At 37.7% G+C, this 11554-nt stretch carries 11 protein-coding genes; 2 read left to right on the forward strand and 9 right to left on the reverse strand.

Annotated features, from left to right (window positions below; all coding sequences use genetic code 11):
• Nucleotides 1–107: 107 nt before the first annotated feature.
• The gene (locus ABXH06_RS16315) at nt 108–1229 is read right to left on the reverse strand and encodes an endonuclease/exonuclease/phosphatase family protein (RefSeq protein WP_353518886.1); all 1122 of its coding nucleotides are present in this window, start codon (nt 1227–1229) and stop codon (nt 108–110) included.
• 190 nt (nt 1230–1419) lie between these two features.
• Nucleotides 1420–2232 (reverse strand): putative periplasmic lipoprotein, encoded by an 813-nt coding sequence (locus tag ABXH06_RS16320; protein ID WP_353518887.1) that lies wholly within the window; start codon nt 2230–2232, stop codon nt 1420–1422.
• Nucleotides 2233–2365: 133 nt separating this feature from the next.
• Between ABXH06_RS16320 and ABXH06_RS16325 the strand changes: the two genes are divergently transcribed.
• Complete coding sequence (locus ABXH06_RS16325) at nt 2366–4399, forward strand: winged helix-turn-helix domain-containing protein (RefSeq protein ID WP_353518888.1); 2034 nt, start codon at nt 2366–2368, stop codon at nt 4397–4399.
• 99 nt (nt 4400–4498) lie between these two features.
• Nucleotides 4499–5293: a phytanoyl-CoA dioxygenase family protein gene (locus tag ABXH06_RS16330; RefSeq protein ID WP_353518889.1), complete on the forward strand. Its 795-nt coding sequence runs from the start codon at nt 4499–4501 to the stop codon at nt 5291–5293.
• Here the strand turns inward: ABXH06_RS16330 and arsJ are convergent.
• From arsJ to ABXH06_RS16365, 7 genes are all read right to left on the reverse strand, one after another.
• Nucleotides 5290–6528 (reverse strand): organoarsenical effux MFS transporter ArsJ, encoded by a 1239-nt coding sequence (arsJ, locus tag ABXH06_RS16335; protein ID WP_353518890.1) that lies wholly within the window; start codon nt 6526–6528, stop codon nt 5290–5292. The two genes, ABXH06_RS16330 and arsJ, sit on opposite strands and share 4 nt — an antisense overlap.
• A gap of 42 nt (nt 6529–6570) precedes the next feature.
• On the reverse strand, nt 6571–7590 hold the full coding sequence (locus tag ABXH06_RS16340; protein ID WP_311576307.1) for an ArsJ-associated glyceraldehyde-3-phosphate dehydrogenase: 1020 nt from the start codon (nt 7588–7590) through the stop codon (nt 6571–6573).
• Nucleotides 7591–7599: 9 nt separating this feature from the next.
• The gene (locus ABXH06_RS16345) at nt 7600–8091 is read right to left on the reverse strand and encodes a phosphatase domain-containing protein (RefSeq protein WP_353518891.1); all 492 of its coding nucleotides are present in this window, start codon (nt 8089–8091) and stop codon (nt 7600–7602) included.
• Between the two features lie 22 nt (nt 8092–8113).
• A complete protein-coding gene (locus ABXH06_RS16350) occupies nt 8114–8956 on the reverse strand; it encodes a metalloregulator ArsR/SmtB family transcription factor (protein WP_353518892.1) in 843 nt (280 codons plus the stop codon).
• Between the two features lie 131 nt (nt 8957–9087).
• Complete coding sequence (ychF, locus tag ABXH06_RS16355) at nt 9088–10179, reverse strand: redox-regulated ATPase YchF (RefSeq protein WP_311576298.1); 1092 nt, start codon at nt 10177–10179, stop codon at nt 9088–9090.
• A 38-nt stretch (nt 10180–10217) separates the two neighbouring features.
• Nucleotides 10218–10802: an aminoacyl-tRNA hydrolase gene (pth, locus tag ABXH06_RS16360; RefSeq protein WP_311576295.1), complete on the reverse strand. Its 585-nt coding sequence runs from the start codon at nt 10800–10802 to the stop codon at nt 10218–10220.
• Between the two features lie 22 nt (nt 10803–10824).
• Nucleotides 10825–11454, reverse strand: a complete 630-nt coding sequence (locus tag ABXH06_RS16365; protein WP_353518893.1) for a 50S ribosomal protein L25/general stress protein Ctc — start codon at nt 11452–11454, stop codon at nt 10825–10827.
• Between the last annotated feature and the right edge of the window lie 100 nt (nt 11455–11554).

An 11554-nucleotide genomic window follows, 5' to 3' on the forward strand; every position in this document is an offset into this window, starting at 1 on the left:
TAGCTGAAGTGGCTAATAGGTCTGACTCAATCCCTTTCGCCTTTACCTTAACAGTAGCACCGATAAGGTAATAAGGTAAGAATTAGTTATTCGACTAGCGCTAATTTTTACGATCGTAACGTTAAAGTGACTAAAACAATGCCATGGTCGGTACTCTCACCATCGTAGTCAAAGATAGGATTGATTAAATGTTTATCATAAGTTTGATGGTTACTTACTTGATAAAGACTGTTGTGATAACTAGCATCAAATTCACAAGACAATAAAATGTAGTCTAACACTGACCCTTTTCCAGCAAAATAATGAGTAGGGATACGCTCTGCTGTTTTTTGCTGGTTTGCTTCACGTGAGTTAGAGACCAATAAAGTATTTCCATCAAGCTTCTCGTGATTCTTATTTGCATAAGTGGTGTTGTTTAATGCCACTTTTTGACTTAATTGCCAAGCATCTTGTAGGCAATATTTGGCTAGGTATTTATCACAATCGGATGTTGAAGCGAAACGGAGCGTATTGGTTAGTAATTGATTTAAAACGCCATCGTCTAACGGGTGATTAAAATCTCCCAATAATATGATGGGATATTGTGTTTGTTCACGCCGAGAAATTATTTCTGCCATCAATAGTGTGGCTTCACTACCGCGTTGTACGGTTGATCCCCAACCACCAACCACTTGAGCTTTAAGCGTTTCTATGATTGTTTTTTCTGCTGACTGATTAGCATTTTGCTCATGATATTCGATCATCGAACGTTTAGACTTGAAATGGACGACATAACAGTCGGTATGACCTAAATGAGGAATATCAATCGTCGCTCTTAACAGCTGACGGGTGAAGGAAAACTCATCAGATAATCCTATAAGAGAGGCTAATTCATTATTCACTTTTACTGAATTGGTCTGAATAATAGCGAATTTAGATGCAATGGCGACAACGGGTTTCGAATATATAAAGTCATCTTCAATATGTGGTTCATCAACAACAGCAAAGTGGCTATAGCCTTGTTTCTCAACTAACGCTTTTAAAGATTCAATGCTAAAAACTTCTTGGAAGCCAATAATATCTGGTTGATATTCATTGAGATAATTCGCTATCCAATGTTGTTTTTTTTGCCATTGTTCAAGGCTATAAATTCGTTCAAATTCATAGTAAGCGTTCGGTGGTTCAAGATAATTAAATAAATTGAATGTCGCGATTTTTAATTGACTATAGCTTATCTTCGGAGGTAACAAAGGGGTAGCAGGATTAATTTTTTGACTCTTCTATATTGCTATTATTTAAGATTATATAACTATACCTTAAATAAACTTTTACACTAGATTATCGCTTATGAAAATGACAGAAACATGAAAGCTAGTCGTCATTTATCGTAAATTATTTCTCAATAAAAAACGATAAGTGACGAAAGTGAAGTCGAAATGGTTACTCATTTTCGAAGGTACAAGGAAGGTTCGTTTGAATGGTTGTTGAAGCAAGTTGTTTTAAAAGTTGCTGGGTAGCCCCGTCGACTTCATTTGAATTGAGCACAGGCAGTAACTCAGCTGATTGACCGGTGATCACTTCGTAGAAAATAAAAGCGGTTAATAACCGGCCAGTTAATGAAGCGTGGTTACCATCGTCATGATGTAAATTTATTGTGGGCTCAGTCATCATCACTTTGTCCCAAGTTAAGCCAACCGGTGCCACACAAGCTCTTTGTGTGGCAGCTATGCTAGTATGAAGCGCGTGAATACGTTTTCCTTCCTCGGTATTCCCTTTTTGGGGATGTTCGGGAAATAAAATTGGTGTAATGTTCAATGACTTTGCTGTATTTATCCATGCTTTCGTAGAAGCTGTTGAGTAATCATACGCACCTGATTGCGAATATTTTTGTCCTTGTAAAATAAGATGTGTCCATGGTTGGCTTTCTAATAATGTTAAGCGTCTTTGCTGGCTACTTTGGTTATCGAGAAAGCCTCCTCCGGCATTAACAATATTGACGGTTAGATTTTCATTACTTGCATGGAGCAGTAATTTTATCAGCGAGTCTAAGCCAGCAGTATGACTATTGCCAAACATTAAAATTTGATAATGACTGGCAAAGCGATTATCAGGTATGGCTAGATTTGAAGACGATAATCCAGTTTCCACCACCGCTTTATCTTTTTCTGATACTGAAGTCTTCGCGCTTTTTGAGTCGCTAGAGCAAGCAGACAAAAGAAAAAGCAGAAAAAATATATAAATAATTGAACGCATTTTCATTCCTTGTTGTTTACAAAACTTGTTTGATGTTAATTGGCTTTAGTTTGTCAGCTTATTGATTCAACACAATAAAGAGGTGACAATGAATAGATAATGAAATGGTAATGAATGACAAATAAGGTACTTAATGCACTACGCTTTTGGCAGTATTGTTGTAGACACAGAACAAATAATCGTCACTAAGCAAGGTGAGCCTTTAGAATTTGAGCCGCGTGTTTTTGAGCTATTAGTCTTTTTTTGTCAACACCCTTTAGAAGCAATCCCCCGAGAAATATTAGTCAACGAAGTATGGGATGGGCGAATTGTCAGTGATGCAGCCGTAAATAGAGCGGTTGGAGAGTTAAGAAAATTAATCGAAGATCAACCATCTAAGCCACAATGGATCAAAACCGTCAGCAAAGTTGGTTATCGACTTACAGTCAAACCACGTTTAATCGGCTCTTTTGAAAATGACAGTAAGAATGTCAAACCTAAGCTCAAGATCACTCAAAGTTTAAAATTGTTGAGCCTCAAGAGTATTTGGATTGTAAGTTCAGTTTTACTGATGGCGATATTTATTTTAATTTTCAATGATGCTAAAAAAACTGCTTATGTAAAAATTGTAGATCGACAACCTGTCACTTCAACCATGGGGAGTGCCTTTAATCCTTTTTACGCCAGTACCACTAAAACCTTGTATTATTTGCATCGCTCAGAGCAATCAACTCATGCTCAAGTCTATTTTCAGCAAAATAATATGACAGCGCAAAGACTTTCACAGGATAATTTTTATTATACCGACGTGATTGCGGCTAACGATGGGAACATTTATGCCACACGATTGAATAACCTTGAAGAAAGGGCTTGTGAAATTGTTTTTTTTGATAAGAAGAGCCAGCAGTTTCATCGTCTTATCGAATGCGGAAAAAGAGTTTTCACACCGATTGTTCATGATCAACGAAAAAACCGTTTAATATACCGGTTTAGAAATAGTATTTCTGAGCCTTATGCCTTGTATTCTTATCAATTAGATACGGGGCGAAAAACACAACTTACCCATCCTGCTCAATCAGGGAATAACTTAGGAGATTATCTTTTTGCTCTTTCCAAAGATAGCTTGACTTTAGCGGTTGTCGAGTATGACGCAGATGGCACAGACAGATTAAAATTGCTTGATTTAGCGGATAATAAAATACAGACCAATGTCCCATTTATTAATAATGTTTATGGTTTACTTTGGCAAGGTAATCATCAACTTTTGACATCAAATCATACTGGTTTATACCTCTACGATGTTAAAAATATCGCCTTTGAAACGGTGGAAAAAAGTGACCAATTTGGTCGTTTGATGCAAGACGACAATAATCAGAAAATTTTCAGTGAACGGGGCCAATCAACCGTTAATATCTTTAAATATTCAATAAATAAAGCGCAACCTCAAGCGCTAACTCAAAGCAGTGGTATAAGTCACCGGGCTAAATTTGCTAACCAATCAAATAGTTTTGCTTTTGTCTCTGATAGAACAGGACTGTTATCTATTTACCTCAAACAAGATGAACAGTTCCCTTACGCGATAGAATTTGAAGATACGATTGAATATGTTAGCGCAATGTCGTGGTCAGCCGATGATGAAAAACTCGTCGTTAGTATGAATAATCGTTTATATCTCTATTCTGTGAAAGAAAAAACTTGGCAACCATTAGTGCCTACATTCGGTAAAGTTCATCATGTTGCTTTTGTGAATGAGTCTATTATGTTCAGCGCAGAAGTTAATGGAAAATGGAATATTTGGCAATTAACCTTACATGATTTACAAGTGAAACAAGTCACACGTAAAGGTGGTTATAGTGTGCAAGGCAATGATAAGTATGTCTATTTTACTAAATTTACCCAACCCGGCTTATTTCAAATAGATTTAGAAACACAAATAGAATCACAGATTATCCAATCTTTACCCATTACTGGATGGCGTCATTGGCAATTACGAGATGACAAAATTTATTATATATTGAATAAGGAATACCGTGTTTTCGATGTGAATTCTAGGCTATCACAGCCAATATATCGTTTTGATCAAAAAGTACCATTTAGTTGTGATATGACTTTTAACCATCAAACTTTTGCTTGCGAAAAAGTAGAAGTGAATACCAGTAATATTTGGCAATTTCAATTAGCACATTAAGTGCTTCAATTATTGTCCATAAAAATCGAATAGTGATGTTGAAACCTTCATTTTTAAGCGATAATTACTCAGCAGTTCATTGTGGGTAAACAGGCATAAATGTTAAACGAAAATCATCAGTTCCATGAAAAATTAGTCAAACAATATGAAAAGCAGGGCTATTTTGTTATTCGAGATTATTTCTCAGTTAACGAGATAGCCGCATTAAGAAAAGTGATTTTAACTTTTCACCATGCCTGGAAACAAGACAATGCTACTTTTTATCACGAAGAAGCTTTTAACTCATCATTAATTACCGGTAGCCAATATTTAACCACTCACGATAGACTCAAGCTATTTAACTTTATTAGCTCAGAAAAGTTAATGAAGGTCATTGATTTGCTTATTCCTGAGGCACCATCGTTTATGAATACCCAATTATTTTTTAATCCGGTAAACCCGGATCAAAAAGACTTTTGGCATCGTGATTGTCAGTATGATCACGACATTGAAGGGCAAAAGCGGGCGATACAAGAAACGCAGGTTGTGCATTTACGGGTACCTTTATTTGATGAATTAGGGATGGAACTTGTACCTGAAACGCATAAACGTTGGGACAATGAAGAAGAGCATAATGTAAGACAAGAAGAGCATGGTAGAACAAGTGACGAGCCACTATCACTGGGTCAAAAAGTTCAGTTAGCGGCAGGGGATTTATTAGTGTTTTCTGCAGATATGATCCATCGAGGAATATATGGGCTAGACCGTTTAGCGTTAGATATTTTGGTGTTTGATCCTTGTGGTGATTTTGCTGATTATGTTGACGATGACTGCCTTCCTTCTTTGGCCATGCTTGAAAAAATACATGATGGACGAATTTACCAAAATACTATAACGCTTAAAAAGAAAAACTAATTACGTTTTAACTTTAACGATAATAAGCTCGCCGTTACTAAAAATAGCGAAGATATCCATAAACACGCTTGTAAGCCATGCGCTTGATATACCCAACCTGAAAGTAATGTGCCGATTAATCTGCCCATGGCATTGGCCATGTAATAAAAGCCAACATCGAGCGATACACCATCTTTACCAGCATAGCTAACAATTAAATAACTATGTAATGAAGAGTTTATCGCAAACACCGCGCCGAAAATCATCAAGCCAACAATAATTGACACTTGAATATAAAAGTTAAAATGTAAAGTTAGCGCGATTAAAGCTGGAATTAAGGTTAAGTAACTTGCCCACATAAAAGCTGCTTTTCCAGAGGGGGTTTTACCTGATTTTTTACCTGTGATAATAGGCGCTATCGACTGCACAATACCGTAGCAGATAACCCAGCTTGCCATAAAGCCACCCACCCACCAATGATCCCAATTAAAGGTAACGGCCAAGAATACCGGCAATGCGACGACAAACCATACGTCACGCGCACCAAACAAAAACATGCGAGCAGCAGATAGAATATTGATGTCAGCACTTTTTGAGAAAATATCATTAAATTTAGGTTTGTTTTTCGCTTTGCCTAAATCCGCCTTTAAAAAGAGTATGCTACAAGTGAATACTAAAGCGAGCAAAGCAGCCATTAACAGCACGGCTCCTTTAAAACCATATAAGGTGAGTAATAAACCACCTAGAAAAAAACCAACGCCTTTTAGTGCATTTTTAGAACCCGTTAATAAAGCAACCCATTGATATAGTTTACTTTCACTGTGGTTTTTATCGCCGTCTTTTTCGCTGTCAGGCACTAATAATTTTATTGAGCTTTTAGCGCTCATTTTATTTAAATCTTTGGCGATTCCCGATAATGCTTGAGCCACCATTACATAGACCACGGTGAGCATTTCGCTGGGCACGGCTAACATAAGTAAGGCTATTATTTGTAAAAATAACCCTATGTTCATCGTTTTGTTTAAGCCTAGACGTGCACCAAGCCAACCACCGACTAAGTTGGTGATCACGCCAAATACTTCATAAAACAAAAATAACATTGCAATATTTAAGGGGCTATAACCAAGCTGATGAAAATACAACACCACTAGCATGCGCAAAGCGCCGTCTGTTAACGTAAATGCCCAATAATTGCCAGTTACCACCAAGTATTGCTTAATTTGTGGTGATAATGTTGATAGCGATAACAGCCCCATATTGCTTTTCCTAGTTTTTATTCAAACAATTTTGTCGTGATATTAACGGTCGGATAAGCCAACTTTTAACGCTAATTCTGCGGTTCTATTGGCATAACCCCATTCATTGTCGTACCACACGTAAATTTTCACTTGGGTATCGTTTACGACCATCGTTGATAGTGCATCAACTATGCTTGAGCGCGGATCACCTTTGTAATCAATTGATACAAGCGGGCGTTGTTCATAACCTAAAATATCTTTGAGCTCATTATCAGCGGCATCTTTGAGTAATTGATTGACTTCTTCAACAGTCGTCCCTTTTGCTACTTCAAAAACACAATCAGTAATAGAGGCATTGGTTAACGGCACACGAATCGCGTGACCATTTAATTTGCCTTTTAGCTCTGGGAAAATATGGGTAATTGCCGTTGCTGAACCTGTCGTTGTTGGAATTAAGCTAGTGCCGCAAGAACGGGCACGGCGTAGGTCTTTATGCGGCGCATCAATAATTGTTTGGGTGTTCGTGATGTTGTGAATGGTGGTTATTGAACCATGTTTAATGCCAATCTTCTCATGAATAACTTTTACGACAGGTGCTATACAGTTAGTGGTACAAGAAGCTGCGGTTACAATTGGATGAATGGCTTTGTCGTACAAATCATCATTGACACCCATTACTACATTTAAAATACCTTCTTCTTTCACTGGAGCTGTCACCACTACACGTTTAACGCCTTGTGCTAAATAAGCTTGTAATAATGCGTTGGTTTTAATTTTTCCTGAAGCTTCAATGACCACATCACATTTTGACCAATCTGTGTCTTGAGTGGCAACATTTTGTGTACAAGTGATAGTTTTATTATCGATGATGATAACTTCGCCATCATTTGTTTTTTCGGCTATTGCATCATGGTGCCAACGACCTTGTACAGAATCGAAATTTAATAAATGCGCTAAGGTTTCGGCATTTCCCGCGGGATCATTGATATGAATTATTTCAATATCGTCTTGATCAAAAAGCGCGCGCATTGTTAAACGTCCCATGCGTCCAAAGCCGTTAATTCCTATTTTAATTGTCATGATGTTGCCTTAAATTTGTGAGTTAAAATAATCAAGCTGAGTAGGGTTTTTTAAAGAATTAGGCCTTATTTTTTGCACTGCTTCGATAACGTTGTCAGCCGAGTAACCGTAAGCCGCTAAGATAAGCCCAATCACTAAACCTGTACGGCCCGAGCCGCCTTTACAATGCACGGCGATGGTACCTTTATTATTAATAACTTCGAGGATGCTTGCTTTATGTGCTTGCCATTGGCTTTCAAATGCTTGATTGGGCGCTGCGTCATCTAATATCGGCAGCTGCAACCATACAATATTATTTTCAGCGCATACTTTAGGTAATGATTGTGCCGAAAGCTTTTCCATTTCCTCATCAAACATGAGCGTGATTAACATCTCAGTACCCGCTTGTTTCAATGTGCTGACCGCATCTACTAATGTTGCTTCTTTAGTGCCAGGGCAAGGCGTGAAAATAAGTTGAGCGCCATTTTCTAGCGTTAAAATATCAAAAGGGTGAGTGGTCATATATCGATTCCAATGATTTAGGTTATGAGCAAAAATTAGCTTTATTTGGCCGGTTATTCATTGCGTTTAAACGCTGTAATTCTTCAGCGATTAATAGCACGTTATTTTCGGTTGTTTCCGCTATTACCGACTTTGCCCAAAGCGGTAATTCAGGGGTAATACGATAAAATACCCATTTACCATGTTTTCTATCGGAGAGTATGTTTGCTTTTTTTAATACCGCTAAATTGCGAGAAACTTTTGGTTGGCTGTCTTCGTCTAATGCTGTCATTAATTCACAGACACAAAGCTCACCGTGATAGTGAGTTAACATTAATGTTTTTAAACGAATATTGTCGGTAAGAGTTTTATAAAATTCGATAGGGTCTATGTTTTCAATTTTATCGTTGTCATTGCTTTCTTTAACCTTAATCAGTTTTTTTTCTTCTACTAAGAGAAACATTGATAAGCGGTTGTTCAACTCATTAAGTGTTGCTGAAAATGGATTATGACCAGAACGTGTTTTCGGATCTGGGAAGTCCCAAGCTAATTGTTTCTCGGTGTGAGGGTAGCTTCTACATTCAGTATTCGCTTTATCGCACAGAGTGATCACATAATCAAAATTTATACCGGCAAACTCGGACATGTCTTTAGACTGAAGGTTTTGTGTGTCTAATCCAAATTTACTTAACGCTTCAATCGTACGTGGATCAACCATTTCAGGAGAAGTTCCTGCGCTATATACTTCAAATATATCATCAGCTTTATGTCTTAATAATGCTTCAGCCATTTGTGATCTTGCTGAATTACCGGTACATAAAAAAAGCACTTTCTGTTTAGCGTTTTGTACTTCTTGAGTTGTTTCGTTTTTAATGGAATTATTCATATAACGTCACCAACCTTTAATATGTGAAATATTATATATATGGAATTTCATATGTAAAGGATAAGAGGTAATTTACATATAAAAAAAGCGAGCCTTAGCTCGCTTTTCGTTTTAATTATTTGTTTTATGTATTAAACATTGAACCTAAAGTGGACAACGTCTCCATCTTTAACTAGGTAATCTTTCCCTTCTAAACGCCACTTACCCGCTTCTTTTGCACCTGATTCACCATTAAATTCAATAAAGTCATCATAGGCAATAACTTCGGCGCGAATAAAGCCTTTTTCAAAGTCAGTATGAATAACACCAGCTGCTTGTGGCGCCGTCGCATTTTGTTTCACTGTCCATGCTCTAACTTCTTTCACCCCAGCGGTGAAATATGTTTGTAAGTGTAATAAACCATAACCTGAGTTAATCACACGATTTAACCCTGGCTCTTCTAGGCCTAAATCAGCCATAAACTCTTCACGGTCTTCATCATCCATCTCAGACAATTCGCCTTCAATTTCAGCACAAACAGCAACCACAACCGCGCCTTCTTTGTCTGCAATTGCTTGCACAACATCTAAATAAGGGTTGTTTTCAAAACCATCGTCATTTACGTTTGCAATATACATGGTTGGTTTAATGGTTAAAAAGTTTAGATAAGCAACGGCTGCTTTTTCTTCTTTTGTTAAGTCTAAAGAGCGAACCATTTCACCTTCTTCAACATGTTTTAATATTTTTTCTAAAACAGGAATTTCAAATTTAGCGTCTTTGTCACCGCCTTTTGCACGTTTTGCTTGACGGGTTATCGCACGTTCAGCGGTGTCCATATCAGCTAATGCTAATTCAGTATTGATCACGTCAATATCAGCGGCGGGATCAATTTTATTGGCAACGTGGATTATGTTATCGTTTTCAAAACAACGAACTACATGGCCAATGGCGTCTGTTTCACGAATATTGGCAAGGAATTTATTACCTAAACCTTCACCTTTTGAAGCACCTGCAACTAAACCAGCAATATCGACAAATTCCATAGTGGTAGCCAAAACTCTTTCAGGATTAACAATTTTTGCTAATGCATCTAAACGAGGGTCAGGTACGGGTACCACACCAGTATTTGGCTCTATCGTACAAAATGGAAAGTTTGCTGCTTCAATACCAGCTTTGGTGAGTGCATTGAAAAGTGTAGATTTACCAACGTTGGGCAAGCCAACAATACCGCATTTGAATCCCATGATATTACCTTAATATGTTAAGCGATTAACGATTTGTATTATAACGCTTTAAATGAATGCAGACGATTTTGTGCTTTTTTTAAATCATCTTTAAGCCAAATATCCATGCAGCGTGATGCTTCATCAATGGCTTGATCTATTTTGTTTTGCTCAATAGCTGGCGCTTTGCCAAGTACATGACCAGTCACGCGATCTCGATGGCCAGGGTGGCCAATACCTATGCGTAACCGATAAAATTCTTTATTATTTGCCATACGTGCAATGATGTCACGTAAGCCGTTATGTCCACCATGTCCGCCACCTTGTTTAATTTTACACACACCAGGTTCCATATCTAGTTCGTCATGTGCGACTAAAATATTTTCAACGGGAATGCGAAAAAAATTTGCCAGTGGGGCAACCGATTGACCACTTTTATTCATAAATGTCGTTGGAATAAGTAAATGAATCACTTCATTACCAATTTGGCCTTTGCCGTATAATCCAAAGTATTTTTTTTCAGGTCTTAACGAAATGTTATAGCGTGAAGCGAGTTCTTCTACGAACCAAACTCCAGCATTGTGGCGGGTTTTTGTATATTCAGGGCCTGGATTACCCAGGCCCACAACTAGTTGAATAGTCATCTAAAGGATAGTGTCCTTTGGATTATTCTTCAGTAGCAGTTTCTTCTGCAGCTTCATCGCTAGCTTCTTCATCGCTTGAGCCTTTAGGCGCATTTAATGAAGCAACAGCTTGGTCATGGCTTTCACCTTTAGCTAATTCATCAGAGGTTACACCTTTAGGTAAAGTGATGTCTGATAAATGTAATGTTTGACCAACTTCTAAACCAGCAACATCAACTTCGATGAATTCTGGGATATCGCCAGGTAAACAGCTAACTGCAACTTCGTTAATGTGGTGAGCAATAGCTCCACCTTTTTTCTCTGCAACATCTTCGTTCACAAAGTGAATTGGAGCATTAACGTGTACAGAGTGAGTTGCATCAATACGCATGAAATCCATGTGCATAATGATTTGCTTGAAAGGATGACGTTGCATGTCTTTAATTAAACATTCAACTGGCTTACCATCAACGTTTAATGTTAAAACGTGAGAGTAGAAAGCTTCTTCTTGTTGTGCACGGAAAACTTTGTTGTGCGCTAATGTTAAAGAAACTGGCTCTTTGCCTTCGCCGTAAAGGATAGCTGGAACTTTGTTCGCGTGACGTAGGCGGCGGCTCGCACCTTTCCCTGTGTCTGTACGTACTTCAGCATCCAAAGTAAATAAATCAGTCATGGTTTAATACCTTAATTTTAATTGAATTTTTGTTATTTTTTGCGACCAAAAATAACGCATCGCCATTTTAAATCTTCATTAATTTCTTAACGGCAGATAA

The sequence above is a fragment of the Thalassotalea sp. SU-HH00458 genome (assembly GCF_040362795.1).
In the GTDB taxonomy this organism is placed as follows: domain Bacteria; phylum Pseudomonadota; class Gammaproteobacteria; order Enterobacterales; family Alteromonadaceae; genus Thalassotalea_H; species Thalassotalea_H castellviae.

Coding starts and splice junctions, on each gene's coding strand:
- ABXH06_RS16350 (WP_353518892.1), bottom strand. CDS start 8,956: ATGAATAATTCCATTAAAAACGAAACAACTCAAGAAGTACAAAACGCT.
- arsJ (WP_353518890.1), bottom strand. CDS start 6,528: ATGGGGCTGTTATCGCTATCAACATTATCACCACAAATTAAGCAATAC.
- ABXH06_RS16345 (WP_353518891.1), bottom strand. CDS start 8,091: ATGACCACTCACCCTTTTGATATTTTAACGCTAGAAAATGGCGCTCAA.
- ABXH06_RS16365 (WP_353518893.1), bottom strand. CDS start 11,454: ATGACTGATTTATTTACTTTGGATGCTGAAGTACGTACAGACACAGGG.
- ychF (WP_311576298.1), bottom strand. CDS start 10,179: ATGGGATTCAAATGCGGTATTGTTGGCTTGCCCAACGTTGGTAAATCT.
- ABXH06_RS16330 (WP_353518889.1), top strand. CDS start 4,499: ATGTTAAACGAAAATCATCAGTTCCATGAAAAATTAGTCAAACAATAT.
- ABXH06_RS16320 (WP_353518887.1), bottom strand. CDS start 2,232: ATGCGTTCAATTATTTATATATTTTTTCTGCTTTTTCTTTTGTCTGCT.
- ABXH06_RS16325 (WP_353518888.1), top strand. CDS start 2,366: ATGCACTACGCTTTTGGCAGTATTGTTGTAGACACAGAACAAATAATC.
- ABXH06_RS16340 (WP_311576307.1), bottom strand. CDS start 7,590: ATGACAATTAAAATAGGAATTAACGGCTTTGGACGCATGGGACGTTTA.
- pth (WP_311576295.1), bottom strand. CDS start 10,802: ATGACTATTCAACTAGTTGTGGGCCTGGGTAATCCAGGCCCTGAATAT.